The organism is Paenibacillus polymyxa (assembly GCF_015710975.1).
Taxonomy (GTDB): Bacteria; Bacillota; Bacilli; order Paenibacillales; family Paenibacillaceae; genus Paenibacillus; species Paenibacillus polymyxa.
Window position 1 is genome coordinate 178,647 of sequence record NZ_CP049783.1, and the last position, 17,456, is coordinate 196,102.

At 43.7% G+C, this 17,456-nt stretch carries 21 protein-coding genes and 1 tRNA gene; 3 read left to right on the forward strand and 19 right to left on the reverse strand.

Annotated elements, in window-relative coordinates; all coding sequences use genetic code 11:
- Positions 1 to 6 precede the first annotated feature (6 nt).
- The 11 genes from G7035_RS00945 to G7035_RS00995 form a co-directional block, all read right to left on the reverse strand.
- The gene (locus G7035_RS00945) at positions 7 to 714 is read right to left on the reverse strand and encodes a hypothetical protein (RefSeq protein ID WP_019686656.1); all 708 of its coding nucleotides are present in this window, start codon (positions 712 to 714) and stop codon (positions 7 to 9) included.
- A 27-nt stretch (positions 715 to 741) separates the two neighbouring features.
- The gene (locus G7035_RS00950) at positions 742 to 1,149 is read right to left on the reverse strand and encodes a hypothetical protein (protein WP_019686655.1); all 408 of its coding nucleotides are present in this window, start codon (positions 1,147 to 1,149) and stop codon (positions 742 to 744) included.
- An 88-nt stretch (positions 1,150 to 1,237) separates the two neighbouring features.
- Positions 1,238 to 1,516, reverse strand: a complete 279-nt coding sequence (locus G7035_RS00955; RefSeq protein ID WP_019686654.1) for a hypothetical protein — start codon at positions 1,514 to 1,516, stop codon at positions 1,238 to 1,240.
- Positions 1,449 to 1,649: a hypothetical protein gene (locus tag G7035_RS00960; RefSeq protein ID WP_147288163.1), complete on the reverse strand. Its 201-nt coding sequence runs from the start codon at positions 1,647 to 1,649 to the stop codon at positions 1,449 to 1,451. The genes G7035_RS00955 and G7035_RS00960 overlap by 68 nt, the downstream gene beginning before the upstream one ends.
- On the reverse strand, positions 1,646 to 2,497 hold the full coding sequence (locus G7035_RS00965) for a DnaD domain-containing protein (protein ID WP_019686653.1): 852 nt from the start codon (positions 2,495 to 2,497) through the stop codon (positions 1,646 to 1,648). Before G7035_RS00965 ends, G7035_RS00960 begins: the two co-directional genes overlap by 4 nt.
- Positions 2,490 to 2,891 (reverse strand): hypothetical protein, encoded by a 402-nt coding sequence (locus G7035_RS00970; RefSeq protein WP_019686652.1) that lies wholly within the window; start codon positions 2,889 to 2,891, stop codon positions 2,490 to 2,492. The genes G7035_RS00965 and G7035_RS00970 overlap by 8 nt, the downstream gene beginning before the upstream one ends.
- Positions 2,888 to 3,289 carry a hypothetical protein gene (locus G7035_RS00975; protein WP_019686651.1) on the reverse strand — a complete coding sequence of 134 codons (402 nt, stop codon included), beginning with the start codon at positions 3,287 to 3,289 and terminating at the stop codon, positions 2,888 to 2,890. The genes G7035_RS00970 and G7035_RS00975 overlap by 4 nt, the downstream gene beginning before the upstream one ends.
- Before the next feature lie 96 nt (positions 3,290 to 3,385).
- Complete coding sequence (locus G7035_RS00980; protein WP_019686650.1) at positions 3,386 to 3,733, reverse strand: hypothetical protein; 348 nt, start codon at positions 3,731 to 3,733, stop codon at positions 3,386 to 3,388.
- Positions 3,734 to 3,895: 162 nt separating this feature from the next.
- Positions 3,896 to 4,630, reverse strand: a complete 735-nt coding sequence (locus G7035_RS00985) for a Rha family transcriptional regulator (protein WP_019686649.1) — start codon at positions 4,628 to 4,630, stop codon at positions 3,896 to 3,898.
- Positions 4,631 to 4,735: 105 nt separating this feature from the next.
- A complete protein-coding gene (locus tag G7035_RS00990; RefSeq protein WP_019686648.1) occupies positions 4,736 to 5,014 on the reverse strand; it encodes an excisionase family DNA-binding protein in 279 nt (92 codons plus the stop codon).
- A 119-nt stretch (positions 5,015 to 5,133) separates the two neighbouring features.
- Positions 5,134 to 5,379 carry a helix-turn-helix transcriptional regulator gene (locus tag G7035_RS00995; protein ID WP_019686647.1) on the reverse strand — a complete coding sequence of 82 codons (246 nt, stop codon included), beginning with the start codon at positions 5,377 to 5,379 and terminating at the stop codon, positions 5,134 to 5,136.
- 115 nt (positions 5,380 to 5,494) lie between these two features.
- Between G7035_RS00995 and G7035_RS01000 the strand changes: the two genes are divergently transcribed.
- The 3 genes from G7035_RS01000 to G7035_RS01010 all read left to right on the forward strand — a co-directional run bounded on the left by G7035_RS01000 (position 5,495) and on the right by G7035_RS01010 (position 7,689).
- On the forward strand, positions 5,495 to 5,896 hold the full coding sequence (locus G7035_RS01000; RefSeq protein WP_019686646.1) for a helix-turn-helix domain-containing protein: 402 nt from the start codon (positions 5,495 to 5,497) through the stop codon (positions 5,894 to 5,896).
- A gap of 1 nt (position 5,897) precedes the next feature.
- On the forward strand, positions 5,898 to 6,374 hold the full coding sequence (locus tag G7035_RS01005; RefSeq protein ID WP_230877378.1) for an ImmA/IrrE family metallo-endopeptidase: 477 nt from the start codon (positions 5,898 to 5,900) through the stop codon (positions 6,372 to 6,374).
- 130 nt (positions 6,375 to 6,504) lie between these two features.
- Positions 6,505 to 7,689 carry a tyrosine-type recombinase/integrase gene (locus tag G7035_RS01010; RefSeq protein ID WP_019686644.1) on the forward strand — a complete coding sequence of 395 codons (1,185 nt, stop codon included), beginning with the start codon at positions 6,505 to 6,507 and terminating at the stop codon, positions 7,687 to 7,689.
- Positions 7,690 to 7,799: 110 nt separating this feature from the next.
- Here the strand turns inward: G7035_RS01010 and G7035_RS01015 are convergent.
- The 8 genes from G7035_RS01015 to ilvC all read right to left on the reverse strand — a co-directional run bounded on the left by G7035_RS01015 (position 7,800) and on the right by ilvC (position 17,376).
- Positions 7,800 to 7,870: transfer RNA gene (locus G7035_RS01015), tRNA-Gly, on the reverse strand.
- Positions 7,871 to 7,977: 107 nt separating this feature from the next.
- A complete protein-coding gene (locus tag G7035_RS01020; RefSeq protein WP_019686643.1) occupies positions 7,978 to 10,119 on the reverse strand; it encodes a bifunctional diguanylate cyclase/phosphodiesterase in 2,142 nt (713 codons plus the stop codon).
- 339 nt (positions 10,120 to 10,458) lie between these two features.
- Complete coding sequence (locus G7035_RS01025) at positions 10,459 to 11,562, reverse strand: ATP-binding protein (protein WP_019686642.1); 1,104 nt, start codon at positions 11,560 to 11,562, stop codon at positions 10,459 to 10,461.
- Positions 11,563 to 11,899: 337 nt separating this feature from the next.
- On the reverse strand, positions 11,900 to 12,316 hold the full coding sequence (locus G7035_RS01030; RefSeq protein WP_016820546.1) for a hypothetical protein: 417 nt from the start codon (positions 12,314 to 12,316) through the stop codon (positions 11,900 to 11,902).
- A 260-nt stretch (positions 12,317 to 12,576) separates the two neighbouring features.
- The gene (locus G7035_RS01035) at positions 12,577 to 13,116 is read right to left on the reverse strand and encodes a peroxiredoxin (RefSeq protein ID WP_013370083.1); all 540 of its coding nucleotides are present in this window, start codon (positions 13,114 to 13,116) and stop codon (positions 12,577 to 12,579) included.
- Between the two features lie 320 nt (positions 13,117 to 13,436).
- Positions 13,437 to 14,513: a 3-isopropylmalate dehydrogenase gene (gene leuB / locus G7035_RS01040; protein WP_016820547.1), complete on the reverse strand. Its 1,077-nt coding sequence runs from the start codon at positions 14,511 to 14,513 to the stop codon at positions 13,437 to 13,439.
- 204 nt (positions 14,514 to 14,717) lie between these two features.
- A complete protein-coding gene (locus G7035_RS01045; protein ID WP_016820548.1) occupies positions 14,718 to 16,259 on the reverse strand; it encodes a 2-isopropylmalate synthase in 1,542 nt (513 codons plus the stop codon).
- 124 nt (positions 16,260 to 16,383) lie between these two features.
- Positions 16,384 to 17,376, reverse strand: coding sequence for a ketol-acid reductoisomerase (gene ilvC, locus G7035_RS01050; RefSeq protein ID WP_013309387.1), 993 nt, complete (start codon positions 17,374 to 17,376; stop codon positions 16,384 to 16,386).
- Positions 17,377 to 17,456: the final 80 nt, after the last annotated feature.

A 17,456-nucleotide genomic window follows, 5' to 3' on the forward strand; every position in this document is an offset into this window, starting at 1 on the left:
GATGTATTAAGCAATGATAGTTACAAAACCGGATTTAATCTCGTCCTCCAGCTCGGCATAAAGATGCTCCTTAATGCTTGCCATAGCTTGTAACTTCCACGCGCCTCCATCTGCTTCAAATAGGGCTGCGCGGGGTCCAGATTGCAAACGGAACACAAAGCTGCATTCTGGCTGAGGAATATCAATAAACGTTCTGTACGGTTTCAGTTTAACGGGATTAGGAACCGTTACCTTTTCAAGACTGGCGACCCCGCTTTTGGCTGTTACCTGTTGCGATACCCCATCGTCTGCGTAGGTATTTCCAGACTCTTCTTTAACGTTTCCTACTAACTTCAATACAGCAGCCCGATCAAGGTTTTCCACAAAGCAAGCTTGTAATTGGACATTGAAACTCTCTACATCCATGTACCTTTCAAAATTAATATCTGGTAAAACCGCAGATGCTTGAAGCATCACATTACGCCGCTTATCCCGGTTAAAAGCACTCAGCACCCGTACATCAGTCTCGCTGACCACATGAACCAATACAGGCTCCAATTTGTCGTAGTTGTCCATCAGGTATGTTACCAAGGCGGACAGCGTATTTACCTTGAGCGTGCTTGTTACTGGCTCCTGTACCAACTCCAGCGAACCCGTAGTGTAAATCTGACCGCCTACTTCCTTGACCTCTTTATTCGCCAGAGCTGCGATGTACTGCATTGCTTCCTTAATCATTTATAATTCCTCCTAAAATTTGTTTTTTTATTTGAAGACGACAACATTGCCTGTACCGGATTTTATTTCCCCGGTATCCTGGTCAATTGTTTCCCCAGTTCCAGTACGTACGGTACCTTCATTGTCAAAAAACGTCTGATCCTCATCACCGAAAAGCAATTCCTGCGCCACAACATTTCCAGCATTGTCGGTACCCATGATAAAGGTGGTCTCCAATGGGTTATCTGGAGCTATGGTTGACTTAGTGGTAACATTGGTATTAATTTTTTTCCGTTTTGCATCCGGTTTAAGGTTTACCGTTATTGTGATGCTGCGTGCAGCCGTTGCGGACGTATTGGGATCGTCAATATTCCTCATGACCCGATCCCATTCTTTATTGAATTTTTCCTGCACGCCACCTTGTACCAGCCTGCTCAGTTCAATACGGTTTTGCATGTAAACAACCTCCAAATAATAAATTTATAAGTACATACGTTTGGTATAACGGCTGTGGAGGGCTGCGGCCTCTGTCCATAACTGAGTCCTATTCCACAATCAAAACGTCAGGACGTATTTTGATGTAGCCCCATCGTATCTGGTCCAAAGCGATAATAATTACTTCCTGCCAACTATCCCGCTTAAAGTGCTTCCGAATCTGTTCTACGCTTTTGCCTTGTCTCCACATATCACGAAACTTTTTCAAATCGTCTGCGGACCAAATAAAGTTCAATTCCTCGCACGCAACATAAATTTTCCTAGTCTGTTTTCCCTGTTGTTCCAGACGCTTGTCCCAATCTTCTGGCGTGTATATCCTTTTTCCCAAATCCGGCACCTCCGATCCGCCTTAATAACTCCACTTCGGCATATGCCCGAATGTCATAATCCAATCGTTCGTCATGAAGCATTTCACGCAACCGGGAAACAGATTGTTTTTCCATATATGCTGTTGGTGTCACCGCTGTTCCCCCTTGCCTGATTGCATACGTTCAGCTAGCCGTAGCAATTCCTCGTATTCTTCTTGGGATACGTCTTGCTCATCCCCTGGCTCTGGAGACTTAACAATATCAATAGGCTGCTTACCGCTCCTACCACCGCCTTTGTTCGGTGGCTTCTCCTTGGTCCAAGGTTCGTCTATACCCTCAGCCTTCCAATTTTTTAGAATGCCGTTGACATATGACATACTGCGTTTTCCGGCAACTACGGCTTTTTTCATAGCTTCACATAGCCAGCGGTTACCATAGTCCTTTTCTAAGATTGCTATTTCATCGGCTATAAGAGGGCTGATTGTTCCAAAGCCTTCATTTTCAAATAATCTAAAAGGGTTATTCTCAATTTCAGGAAGACTACTACCAGAAATCTGTTCTGTTCCGTTCTCTTCCCTTCCCTTCTGTTCAGTTCTGTTCTCTTCTCTTCTGTTCTCTTCTAGAGGAATATTTGGGAAATTCCCGGAACTACCGGGAAAGTCCAAAGGAGGGTCAGGAAATTTTGAGCGTGTCCGTTTATGCAATCCTTGTTGATGTGCTTCAAAATTGACCACTTGAACCACCTTTTGACCGTCAGCTTCATACCATTCAATAAGGCCAGCAGACTGCAAACGGTGCAAAGACTCTTTCACATCAGAAACCAGCTTGTCCAACATAGGAACCACCAGCGCTTTAACTTTAGCTGGCGATCCTGCTAAACGTCCAAAATCATCTGTATGAGGAATCATCCATGTGAACAGCAACATATCAAATATGTCCGGCAGTTCATTAACTTTTTCTGAAATGGATATAACCTTAGATATCATCCTTTTTTCAGCCATCCCTAACGCTTCCCTTCGATTCTGGATTATTCTTAGAAGTTCCGGGAAGTTCCGGGAAGTTCCTGACATAATGGTCCAACACTGCGTTAATAGCTGCCGCCATAAAACGCCTTGATCGTATACCATCCTGCGTACCGTCCAACCAACGATGGCAGGGAATGCAGACATGGATAAGGTCAGTGACCTTCGTTTTTTCATCAATATGACCCCGCCCGGTCAAATGCGCCCTTTCCTCTGCCCAAGCTTTACCACAAAGCTCACATAATCCAGCAGAACGTTCTTTTAACTGCTGATCTACTGTATTGCTTATGTCGCCTTTCTGGCGTTGCGTATGCCTGATACGTTTACTGCTGGTTTGCTGCTTTTTACTGTACGGTTGAAAAGGTAAAGTCACGAACCACCACCCCCTATATGCATATCAACACGGAGCCTCAAGCGCAGTTCATACAGGTATTCAGCCAACGATTTAAATTCGTTCTTCCATAAATGCATCCGCTCGAAATCTTCCGCTTCGGTATCCCGTATATCCAACACAGCCAGTTCTGCCGCAACCTTTTTGTTCCTCTCGGTTGTATCTCGCATGGTTTCGGCATAAACTCGCTTTCGCAAATTATAGGTTTGCATATGCCTTCCGCTCATATAGGCGGATACTCGCCCCATTAACGTATGAGCCTGCGTCAGCAATTCAACCTTTCGCACCAATGCACCCGGTGAATCGTCAGTGAACGACTCTGCTGTATCCCGAAGACGCTGTATGTCATGGATGTACTGTTTGATTTCCTTAATGTCCATGCGTGAGACTCCTATTTTCAAAAAATTAAATGTGTGCTATAATCCCGTTAATTGTTTATTCATGCAATCGTGTTGGTAGCACGATTATGGGTCTGTTCATAATTGAGCAGATCCTTTTTTCATTTCCCGTTCTAAACGAAATAGCTTTCCGCTAAGAACATGCCACTCCTTTTTATACTCGATCGGGTTAATCCCCAATGAAATAGCTTCTAGTTTCTTATAGTTCAATTCCCGCATTCGTTTACGTATCTGCTTGCATTCCGTCTGTTTGTCCAACTCCGCTACCTCTTCTCCTGTTAAATGCAATAACGACATGTCCAGGCGAACCGCATCACTAAGCAAACTGTTTATGAAGTAAGCGCCCTCGAAGATTGTTCCGCCCGGTACCTCTAGGTAACTTCGCAAGCCGGAATTGTCTATTACTGGTATTAAGCGTGTTTCCAAGTTGAATCCCCTCTCTCTGGCGTAAAGCCGTTTCAAGATCTGTTATTGCTTCATCAAAGTAATCTGTTTGCAGAACTGCACGCATCGCGCACAGCTTACACAGCCGTTTCCACAACATACGTCGCTCAGCTAATCTTTCAGGTGTCAATGTTCATACTCCTTTCAGGTCAGTGTCCCGATGGACAGTTCTTTTACAACGGTTGTGTATATCTCTTTTAACTTTGGATCTGCCTCGATCACATCAAGGCGGTTCGTTTCAGATATCTTGGTCTTGGTTGCACCTGACTCGCGCAACCGATCATGGAGGTTACGAAGTCGGCGGTTAAGGTCGCATTTAGCCCGACTCTCCAGCATTTCATAACTCCGCTTTCGCAAATCCCGAAATACTCCGCCTGACCGCCTAGCAGCTCCATTAAGCATCCCGTTTAGCTTGTCTCTCCAATCGTCGTCACGCTGCAAGATTGTTTCCTGTATTACAGCTACCCTTTGGTCTGTTGCGTCCTGGCGCTGCATAATGGCTTGTTGCTGCTGCTCCTGCTGAATCAATAGCTGGAGTATCGGACTTAGTTGGGATGTGTCTACGGCTGTGGTCTGTATCTTCTCACGCATCCGGTGGAACTCGGTAATGTATCTTTCCTTAAATTCCATAGCCTTTGGGCCAGTGTAGCCCATGACCAACATCGTGAAGCCTTGCTCTGTCATAAGGTATTTTGGAGTTGGTCGGCCTTGCCCGTTTGTATAATCTGACTGCACGAAATGGTGCAGTCGAAAATCATCACTGCAAGGTAACTCTCTGATATCTTGCATTACTCTGCGATGCTCTTTGCCAAATGCTTCAGCTACAGTAAGGCTATCTGTTACGGCTTGTCCTTTTTGGATAAATACCAATTGGATCATAAAACTACTCCTTCCGATTAAATTCATAGCGATTCTTCACAGTACGTTGTTACATCATTCCAGTACACTGTTTCTGAGCGGCAATCCATCACTTTGGTGTTTTGTTCAATTTGATTGTTCCTTGTCTTCCAACCATTTATCTAGTGCAATCTGGCGAAAGTGAATTAACGTTCGATTTCGAATGAAAGGAATCTCACGGTCTTTGACCATGCGCCGTAACGTAGAATCCGAAACTTTCAGATACCTGCAAGCCCCAGCAAAGTCGAACACATTGGCATATAGCAGTCGTTCGATGTCTGGTTTAAGTTCGGAAAGAATCTGGTCTCTCAGTTCCTGCTTGATCTCCACTCGTAGAGCCTCAATGAAATCTGTGGTTGACGGCATTCAAGCACCTACTTAATCGTCAATTAAATTGACGTTGAATTTAAAAAAATAAGTAATTTAAAACAACACCTTGCGTCAATATAATTGACGGTGTATAATAGCCATTAACGGGTTATTAATTAGATTGAGCCTGCTGGCTCAATCTCAACTTCTGCTAAGTCAGGAAATAGTTCTTCAGCAGTGGTCTTCAAATACTTTACCAACTTGAAAAGTAGTTTAGCATCTGGGTTAGCTCTGCCAGCTTCAATATGTCGGATGTGATTTTCTGTCACACCCACAGCATTAGCAACTTCCCGTTGAGTCAAGTTGAAAAATTTTCGACGATTCTTGAAAGCCATACGTTTAACAGGAGTATCATGTTTCATTTAGCTCACCACCTTCCTGAATGACGTTTATTTAATTGACGTACACCCAATATATCACGTCAATTAAATTGGCGCAACACATTTTAATATTTTTTTTGACATGGAGTGTGTAAATGTGAATGAACAAGAGAAAAAAACAATGGGGCAACGGATTAGAACTGAAAGAGAACTCAAGGGTTGGTCTCAAGAAAAACTAGGTGAAATACTAGGGATGAACAGAACTAACATTTCAAACTATGAGTCGGGAAGAACCATTCCACCTGGCAACGTTGTAAAAGATATGGCCAATTTATTTGGGATCAACTCTGATTATATTTTGGTAAATTCGGATGTTCGAAGGTTTATAGACTTGGAAGTTGAAATGAAGGGTCAGTCTGGTTTATATGCAAATCCTGATGTGGAAACTATAGCAGCCCATCATGATGGAGAAGACTGGACGGAAGAAGAACTTCAGGACATTGAGGAATTTAAAGAATTAGTAAAACTAAGAAGGCAGCTTAGGAAGAACAAGGAGTGACATGATGGTATCCTACAACTATGAAACTCTATCCGCCAAGGCTCGTGAATCGAACGTTGAGATTGTCGAGAAGCAATTACGGGGCCGAAACAAAGGTTTCTATTCCGACGGGTTGATTCTCATAGACACACGAATTTCGACTATTATCGAAAAAGCTTGCATACTTTCAGAAGAGCTTGGGCACCATCACACGAGTTTCGGCGATATTCTTGATCAAAACATCATACATAAACGAAAACAAGAACTTCGCGCCAGACAATGGGCGTACCAATGCCTGATACCTCTTAATGGCATCATTCAAGCCCATCATGCCCGAATATCAGGCCGCTATGATCTGGCAGAATACCTGGGGGTAACAGAAGAGTTTCTTCAGGCTGCAATCGATCGATATACTGAAAAATTTGGTTTATCGGTTCAAGCTGATGAAAGGCATATAATCTATTTTGACCCGTTAGGTGTCGTAGAGTTAAAAGTGTGACCTTCGCAATCTCGTCGTTGCGATGCGGTTTTTCACGCCCAAAAATAGAACATATGTTCCCTAAAAGGAGGTGATTTAGATGTGAATGGAAATGGTTGGTGTTTAATAAATAGCAGAAAGGAAGAAGAACATGGCATGGACAGAACACTTAGGGGGCAACAAGTACAAATTAGTTGCCCGTGATCCATCGAAAGTAAATAAACCCAAACGGTCCATTTCCGTTGAGGTACCCAAAGAGATTGTTAAATCAGAGAGGAAAACAAAGCAGTGGCTCACATTGGAATTAGCGAAATGGGCTGCAAAGGTTGAAGCTGGTAAAGCGAACAAGTCTGAGAAAGTCAAATTCATGGATTTTGTACCGATCTGGAAAAAAGGTTACGCTGAAAAAAACATGGGGAAATACACTCTTAAAACTAACATGTGGTACATTGAATCTTTCTTGCTGCCTGAGTTTGGCAACGTGGGAATTGAAAGAATCACCACATTGCAACTAGTGACGTTTTTTGCAGATTTGAAGCGTCAAGATGGCAAGGAATATGCAACAAATACAAAGCTAAATATCTATAAGGCAGCTAAGTCCATCTTCGACGCAGCATTTACATGGGAAGTGATTACTAAAAATCCTATTGACGGTGTTCAACGCCCCCGAGCGGGAAAGAAAGAAAAGAAGGCAATGCGTAGCGTGAAGAAGTCGTACAGCACTACTGAGGTTGGGACGCTTCTAGCAGCCCTATACAGCCTTCCTGACAGATGGAGGTTATATTTCACCGGGTCTATGCTTGGAGGCTTTAGACGGGGCGAACTGTTGGCTATAGAGTGGCCTGACGTAAGCTATGGCAACCAAGCGATTTGGATTGATAAACAGATAACCTTTAACGAGTTGGGTGAAAAAATCGAAGGTGAGGTTAAGACAGAGGAAAGTGAGGGGTGGATTGCAATGCCAAAATGGTATATGGACCAGCTAAAAGATTTTGAAAAAGAGTGGAAAAAAGAAGCGGCGCGCTGCAAAGATTGGAAAGGTGAAAACAAACAATATGTATTCCATAGTGGGCAGGGCATGATGTACTACCCCACAACCCCTACTGTTACCTGGCGAAAGTTTCTCAAAAAGCATAATCTGCCGCATGTAAAACTACATGGTTTACGTCATACCGCTGGTATGCTGCTACGGGAAAATGGCGTGGATTTGAAAACAATACAAGAACGATTAAGACATACCAAAATCGGAACTACAGCAGACATCTATACACACGCATCCGACATTATTAGTCGAGCAGCAGCAGACCGATTAGAATCGTTTGATCCAAACAAATGAAAATTTGCCCCATGAACTGCCCCATAACCAAAAATAGCTCTGTCGTTTTACTAATTAAGGGTAAAGAAAAAACCCTTGCGCCACAAGGGTTTCAAACATTTTCGAATCAAAGCGGGTGATGGGAATCGAACCCACGCTATCAGCTTGGAAGGCTGAAGTTCTACCATTGAACTACACCCGCATTATATAACATCTTGATTCTTATGTATGACATGCACAAAACTTTGTCAACTAACTGAATCAGGATGGTATTTAGTATAACTTACCTTTTTGAAAAATGCAAGCATACTAGACGCCATCCTGAGCCAGCCAATTCACAGGTTTACGTAAAAACAATTTTTCAAAAACTTCTGCCGGAATGGGACGACTAAAATAATACCCCTGACCTTCATGACAATCCTGCGCCTGCAAAAATTGAAGCTGCTCCTCATTCTCCACCCCTTCAGCCGTAACCTTCAGCTTCAAATGGTGAGCCATAGAGGCAATGGTAGATACAATGGCCGCATTTTTGCTGTCAACCAGTACCTCATTTACAAAGGACCGGTCAATTTTCAGACGATCAATCGGAAGATTTTTCAAATAATGCAATGAGCTATAACCCGTTCCAAAATCATCAATACTGATTGCAACACCAATAGCTTTTATTTTTTTCAACTGTTCAAAGGCCCGGTCCTTATCAAAAGTCATACTCTCGGTAATCTCCAGCTCTAAATAGCGTGCCTCCAGTCCCGTATCGGACAAAATCCCCCGAATGACATCAACCAGCTTTTTTTGCTGGAATTGGCGCATGGATAAATTGACCGAAATCGGAATCGATGGATACCCCAGCTCCTGCCACTGCTTATTTTGGAGACATGCCTCACGCAACACCCATTCCCCCAAGGGCACGATCAGGCCACTTTCTTCAGCTACTGGAATAAAATCACCCGGCATCACCATCCCGCGATGAGGATGATTCCAACGCACCAGCGCTTCCAAACTCGTTAGCTCGCCACTTTGCAGGTGGACACGTGGCTGATACACCAATGAAAATTCTTCATTTTCAAGCGCACGCCGCAAATCATTCTCCAACTGGAGTCTTTCATGCGCTCGCATCTGCATCGCACTAGCATACCGCTGAAAATTCACCCCTTGCTCCTTGGCACTATGTACAGCAGTATCCGCCTGTTGAATAAGTTGTTCGCTCTGATTCGCATCCGACGGGTACAAAGCTATGCCAACGCTCACCATTACATGATAAGACTCCCCATTAATATCAAACGGCTGATCGAACAGCTTCACCATATCATCAATACGATTTCTCATGACATCTGAATCTTCGTAGCCCATTAGAAGAAAGGCAAATTCATCTCCACCCATGCTAAAGACCGCTTCACCTTCGCGGCAAAAATGCCCCAAGCGTTCGCCTACCGCATACAGCAAATAATTGCCTGCCGTATGCCCAAGCGAATCATTAATCGCTTTGAAACGATCAATATTTAGCACTAAAAGCGCTACTGTCTCATCAGATTTCAATGAATGGCGCAATATTTTATCCAGGCGCTGGGAAAGACGTCGCCGATTGGGGAGGCCTGTTATATCATCGTTATAAGCAATATGATTAAATTCAGATTCTGCCGCCTGTTTTTCCCGATAAGGAACCAGAACCATAAGCCGGACCAGACCGCTCAACAAATTATAAAACGCAATCACGTTAGTCAAAAGTCCTATAAGATGATTGATATCACTCATTTGCTCAGCAAATAAATAGAACAACTGGCTCACAACACACAGCCCAATCCCACGAACCATAAGCAACATGCCCAATTCCGCGGGGCGAACTTTCCGATATTTTCGTACTCCAAAAATAAATGTGAGTACCAGCAGTAACATGACAACCAGATTCAACGTCCAGCCCAGGTTACCTAATTCGTACCGTATACGTAGATCCGGTAAGCCTGCATCATATGCCTTTATAACTCCTAGAATCAGCAACGTGCAGCCTATCCCTGCCCACAAAGCCACTGTCTTGTATTCTGACTTCGTCTTTCTAAATGGAAGGGAACAAACGAATAAGAGCATGACCGAGGTAAAGGCACGATTTACAAACAGCAGCCACAACGAAATGCCCGGAGACAAAGCAAAGTCCGTCAGGCTTACGAAACTAAACGAAACGATATGAACAAGATAAAGCAGACCAGCCACCAAAAACGTTGGGGCAATAAGAAGTCTCTGCCAGGTTAACTGTTCCAGCAATACGGACCAGGATTGATAAAAAATAGAAAAACAAATCGCCGCACAGGCAAATCCTATAATCGGATATACCAAGAAAAATACATTATAGGAGTATATTTTATTCAAAGTTACGTGAAATAATTGCACTAAGACAAATAAAACTATGGCGGCAATTCCAATGCCTATCGTTTTTTTTACTTCCAGCCGTATATTCATTCAGCCTCTTCAGCCCCTGCATATCGGAGATTCCGATCATCTAAGACGTTTGACAGCTTTGGAAGCCGTTGTTTAAGTCTATAGTATCAAAAAAATGTTGTATTCTGGTATATAATAGCATTTAATCTGTGAAAGGTGAATCATTTTTTTGTTCTATATTCATGAATTTATTTTCGCATTTATGCAAATGCACATGCTTACAGTACCAAAAAAGCGCATCATCTTTTCAGATCATGCGCTTCAGATGACATTTTTCAAATAGGTGATACCTATACCCCAACGCTGCACACCACAACAGAAATAGTATGTACAGGACCCCTCTGCGAAAATCTCATCATATTAGACTACAGGAAGTGTGATTTTAAATTGTGTACCGCTTCCATGTTTACTGTCTACATGAATGAAGCCTCCGTGATTTTTGATAATACGATAGCTCACAGCCAATCCCAAGCCGGTTCCACTTTCTTTTGTTGTAAAAAAAGGATCGAATAAACGCGCCAATGTATTGTGATCCATACCTAAGCCGTTATCCTCAATGCAAATGTGCACATAAGAGCCCTCAAGCACGGTATGGATATCAATGCATCCCTCTCGTTCCCCGCTGATGCTTTCAATGGCATCCATCGCATTTTTAATCATATTGAGGATAACCTGCTTAATCTGCTTCACGTCAATGGAAACCTTCATGAGCTCATCATTTTCATCCAGTACGATCTGGCAGCCCTTCATCAACGCCTCGCTTTCTGTCAGCATCACTACTTCTTTCAACAGTCCCATCACAGATACAGCCGTTTTTTGTGGAGCAGAAGGCTTGGACGAATTTAAAAACTCATAAATAATGTCGTTCGCACGATCAATCTCGGTTAAAATAATACGGGCATACTCATCCCTACCCAACTCCACCAAGTGCGGCCGAAGCAATTGAATAAAACCCCGGATTGCAGTAAGCGGGTTACGGATTTCATGGGCGATAGAGGCCGAAATACGTCCCAGCATCGCCAGCTTGTCGTTTTGATACGCCGTTTGCTCAATCTGCTTATAATCCGACACATCCTTTACACTAAACAAAAAATCGCCATCCATCTGATCACCGTAGGTCACTGTTATCAACCAATGCCGACCATACTCATCAATCAACTCATGATAGCGCTTTCTATGAAAGATAGTTTCTTTATAAATCCGCATAATTTTCTTCTTCTTAAACCGACTTAACTCAGGATGATGCAAAATTTGCATCAGGTTGCGACCTGCGAGCGAACTACGTGGTAGCTCCAGTAATCTCGCCATTTGCACGTTAATAAAGGTCAGTACCCCGTCACTGTCAAACAGCATGATACCACTATCCAGGTTCTCCAGTACATTTTCATACTTATTATTGGCGATCTGTGTGGAAGGGCAAGCTCCCACGGTATCAAGCAAGGCTTCTTGGAATTCACTGATCATGCCAGGCTTCCCCCTTGTATCGGAATGATAAACTGGCCGTATCGGACGTGTAATATTCTTGAAGAATAGAAAGGTATCTATCGATTACCCTTCAAATGGTGTAGAAAACAGTTTCAATCAACTCCGACCATTTTTTTCGATTCGAGTCTTATTTTATGATAGACAAGATTAAGGATCACAGTCAATCGGAAAAAGTGTCGAATCCACATTTTTATCTTATTTTCTTTCGTCATAATATCTGCGCAACATTACCAAAATAAAAAAATAAGTTAAAAATAAGCGCCCTACACACCAAAGAAGCTCTCCAGATTTGAGAGCTTCTTTGGTGTGTAGGATGTCAACTGCCGCTCTTATTATGTTGAAGCCGGGATCGTCTTTGACTCATAACAGCCAGTCTTCTCTTAAGCTCTCCCTGCCATTTCTCATCGTTCATTTGTTTGGCTACCGTCAATAAATCCAGCGACATGTCAATTTGGCGCTTCACAATTTCAACTGCATCTTCACTCTCACGATTTACACAATTTTCAAATATCGTATCATCGTCTTCCATGACATAATCCTGAAAATCAATCTCGGATGCCCCATCTCCATGTGCATACTCAGCCAAAATTTCATACTCATTTTCGACTTTATAATGAACTTCAATGCGACGACATACCGGGCAAAACAGCAAAGGAACATTATGGACTTGGGTGCGGTAATGCTTCAGCGTTCCCTTGGTTCCTACCATGCTTGCTCCACAGCAATAACTCATCCGGGCTCAGCCTCCTCTGAACAAAACCTGTTCTGCCTTGTTTATCTTCTACAATACCTTATTCGCTTTCATCAGGCAAAATTCCTCCAGAACACAACAACATTTCCATAATTATTTGTTACTTCACTCTGTATTACATGAATCAGACAGGCTATTCCTATATCTTCGGCTGCATAGTGCAGGCAAGCAAGCCCCCAACAACGGTAAAGTAACCGCTTGTTGGGGGCTTGCTTGTTTAAGTTCAACTTGTAAAGCTAATATTACAGATTTTTATCGCCTGGTTTCCAGTTCATTGGGCACAAGCCACCGGATTGCAAAGCTTGCAGTACACGCAATGTTTCTTCTACACTGCGGCCTACATCGTTGTGGTTAACCACTTGATATTTCAGTTCGCCTTCTGGATCAATGATGAACAAGCCGCGCAATGCAACGCCTTCTTCTTCGATCAGAACGCCATAGTCGCTTGCTGTTTTTTTCGTGATGTCAGAAGCCAATGGGAAGTTCAGTTTGCCCAGACCGTTGTTTTCTTTAGCTGTGTTGATCCATGCTTTGTGGCTGTGCACGGAGTCTACACTGATACCCAAAATTTCAGTATCAAGCTCTTTGAATTGGTCAGCAGCATCGCTCAATGCTGTAATTTCTGTTGGGCATACAAACGTGAAATCCAGTGGATAGAAGAAAAATACGAGCCACTTGCCACGGTAATCGGAAAGTTTCACCGAGCCAAATTCTTGACCGTCTCCAGATACTGTTTCCAATGCAAAATCAGGTGCGGGTCTTCCTACCAATCTTTCTGCCATAATGTGAAATCCTCCTTTAAAATATGTAAGAAAAACACCAATTGTGCTTTCCTCAATCATCTGTATTGTAATAAACAACCTACTTGATAAATGTTATCATTCGCTGAAATCAAAGTCAATATTATAACCATTACTTTTTTATAATTATTTTAAACTAGCTTAAAAATTCACGATTTATTCACATTTGGAGTTTTCTGATACGCAAGTAGCTCCTGATTGCTCAGGAGCTACGATGTTAATTATTTGCTGTAAAGTTATACTGTATAACCGCCCTATATAATAGGAAGCTTTTTTTCAGAACGGGTGCGTTTTCGGAGCCTTTAGCGAATAGCTGCTGCAATTAAATCGCCCATTTGGGTAGTCGAGATCGCTTGTGATTTATCCACTGCGATATCTGCCGTACGGTGTCCTGCATCCAGTACCTCAGCTACCGCCTTCTCAATAGCGTCAGCTGCTTTCTCGTACCCGAAGGTGAGGCGGAACATCAAAGCAACGGACAAAATTGTTGCAATAGGATTCGCCAGTCCTTGGCCTGCAATATCAGGCGCCGAGCCGTGCACCGGCTCGTACAGACCGAAGCTGCCTTCTCCCAGTGATGCAGAGGAGAGCATACCGATGGACCCGGTCAGCATAGCTGCTTCATCACTAAGAATGTCACCAAACATATTTTCCGTTACGATGACGTCAAAACTAGATGGACGACGCAACAATTGCATGGCACAGTTATCAACCAATACATGCTCAAGCTCGACATCTGGGTAATCTACAGCGACCCGGTTAACGACTTCACGCCACAAACGGGAAGTTTCCAGTACATTAGCCTTATCCACCGATGCGAGTTTTTTGCGACGTTTTTGTGCAATTTCGAAGGATTGACGAACAATACGCTCTACTTCTGTTACATTATATGCGCAAGTATCGACCGCTTCTTCACCCTGAGCACTCTCTCGTCTATACTTCTCACCGAAATAAATGCCGCCCGTCAGTTCGCGCACCACGATCAAGTCCGTTCCTTCCAGTACCTCTGGTTTCAAAGTAGATGCGTCCTTAAGACAATCGAAAACGACAGCAGGACGAAGATTTGAAAACAGACCAAGCTCTTTGCGAATACCGAGCAATCCGGTTTCAGGACGAAGCTCCTTAGGATTGTTGTCCCATTGTGGTCCTCCTACCGCTCCCAACAGCACGGCATCTGCAGATTGACATACGGCCAGTGTTTCTTCCGGCAATGGAGTCCCTTTCTTATCAATGGCAATCCCGCCGAACAGCGCATGCTCTGTTTCAAATGAAAGGCCAAATACTTCTTCCGTACGTTTCAAAATTTTCTCTGCCTCTGCGACCACTTCAGGTCCGATTCCGTCTCCCGCTATTACTGCAATCTTTTTAACGTCTGCCATCACGTACACTCCTCTTGTTATACAGCCATACAGCCGTATTTCTCATACCTTCTTTGTAACATATAAAGCAGGGCTTTGACCAAGATATAGAATCTATCAATTCAATAGGCTCAGCCTATAAGCTGATTTTTCCATCAGAGAACAAGAAAACAGGACCGGTAACACCCGATCCTGTCTATATTCATTTCATAGGCATGTATAAACTTAGGATTTATAATCTACGCGATTGCTGTAATTTTTACGCTTGTCGATCAAACCATTCAGTGCATCCACATAAGCTCGTGCACTTGCTTCCAAAATATCAGTGCTTACCCCGCGTCCCTGTACAGATATTCCGTTTTGAGTCAGCACCACATGTACTTCACCTAGAGCGTCCTTGCCATGGGTAACAGATTTGATGGAGTAATCAGAAAGTACAACACTCTCGCTGCTGGCTTGGTCAATCGCATTATAGATCGCATCGACTGAACCATTTCCCTCAGCTTCTGTCTCGATTACCTGACCTTCATCGTTAACCAGGCGCACTTGTGCGGAAGGCGTAGCCTTGTTCCCGTAAGTTACGAAAATGGTTTCCAGCTTGAAGACTTCAGGTGCATCGGCCAATTTTTCTTCCAACAATGCCAAGATATCATCATCCGATACTTCCTTCTTCTTATCAGCCAAATCCTTAAACTGACCAAAAGCGCGATTCAGATCTTCATCGTTCAATTCGTAGCCCAATTCGACCAAACGCTCTCGGAAAGCATGACGCCCTGAATGCTTGCCCAGTACTAGCTTGCTTTCTTTCAGACCGATACTTTCCGGTGTCATAATCTCATAGGTCGTCTTTTCCTTCAGCATGCCGTCTTGGTGAATACCTGATTCGTGCGCAAAAGCGTTAGCACCCACGATCGCCTTGTTGCCCGGCACTACCATCCCCGTCAAACGGCTAACCAAACGGCTCGTACGTGCAATTTCAGACAGTTGCAGAGACGTTTTGGCCTGGAAAAATTCCTGTCTCGTCTCCAGTGCCATGGCGATTTCCTCAATGGCCGTGTTTCCAGCACGTTCACCGATACCGTTAATCGTTCCCTCAATCTGATCTGCACCGTGCAGGATGGCAGCAAGCGTATTCGCAGTAGCCATTCCCAAGTCATTGTGGCAATGTGCACTCAATTGAATCTTCTCCACATCAACCACATTTTGCTTGATATGTTTGAATATATTTCCGTATTCGTATGGTGTTAGGTAACCTACCGTATCTGGAATATTGACGACAGAAGCCCCTTCCTGTACAGCCATGGTGACCATTTCAACCACAAAATCAAGCTCCGTTCGCCCTGCATCCTCCAATGAAAACTCCACTTTTGGCAAATACTTCAATCCATAACGAATGGCTGCACGGGCCGTTTCCAGTACCTGTGCCTTCTCCATCCGCAGCTTATGCTGACGATGAATTGGAGAGGTTGCCAAAAAGATATGGATACACGGGTCCTGTGCTCCCTTAAGTGCCTCGCGAACCGCATCAATATCCTGTTCCCTTGCACGCGAAAGGCCAATAACAGTCGAATTTTTTACAGCTTTTGCTACTGCATTAACAGCCGCGAGATCACCCGGAGAAGCAGCTGGGAACCCAGCCTCCATACGATCGATTCCCAGCTTCTCCAACTGATGAGCGATCTCTACTTTCTCACGAGTATTCAAGTTCACGCCAGGTGACTGTTCTCCGTCTCTCAACGTTGTGTCAAATATATATATTTTGCGCAACCTAACGCACCTCCTCAGGATTTGGACCCTTAAATTACAATGCGGCTCACGCAATAAGCAGGGCCGCATTGTAATTAATATTTATAAATAATTCATATTGTCGAGCTTATAGTACAAAAGGTTATTACTTTTTGATCCAATGCATCATTTCACGCAATTGTCCGCCCACTACTTCAATCGGATGGTTAGCTTCATTACGACGAGTAGCCGTCAGGAATGCACGTCCAGATTGATTTTCAAGGATGAAGTCACGAGCAAATTTACCTTGTTGAATGTCAGTCAATACATCCTTCATAGCTTTCTTCGTATCTTCTGTTACCACACGTGGTCCAGTTACATAATCGCCATATTCTGCTGTATTACTGATGGAATCACGCATTGTTGCCAATCCACCTTCATACATCAGGTCAACGATCAGCTTAAGCTCATGCAAGCATTCGAAGTATGCCATCTCAGGAGCATAACCTGCCTCAGTCAATGTTTCAAAGCCCGCTTTTACGAGTGCGCTCACACCGCCACACAATACCGCCTGCTCACCGAACAGGTCCGTCTCCGTTTCTTCACGGAAGGAGGTTTCAATTACGCCCGCACGTGTACAGCCAATGCCTTTTGCGTATGCAAGACCGATCTCCTTGGCTTGACCTGTTGCGTCCTGCTCAATTGCGATCAACCCCGGTACGCCAAACCCTTCTACATAGGTACGACGTACCATATGTCCTGGGGATTTTGGAGCAACCAGCAATACATCGCTATCTTTAGGAGCTACGATTTGTCCAAAATGAACATTGAAACCATGGGAGAACAAAAGTGCTGCGCCTTTTTTCAGGTTAGGTTCGATTTCATTTTTGTAGACAGAAGCTTGAGTTTCATCAGGCAACAAAATTTGAACCACATCTGCACGGCTTGTTGCATCAGCTACGTTCAGAACTTCAAAACCGTCGTTTCTTGCGACATCAGCTGATTTGCCTTCACGCAAACCAATAACAACATTCACACCACTGTCACGCAAGTTTTGTGCTTGGGCATGTCCTTGGCTACCGTAACCGATAACGGCCACTGTTTTTCCTTTCAATACGCTAAGTTCTGCATCTTTTTCGTAGTACGTTGTAACTGCCATGGTTAATTTCCTCCTTTTAATTGGACCCTTCATAATGAGCGGGTAGTCCAAGAGACTTCGCCTCTGAATGGCATTTAAAA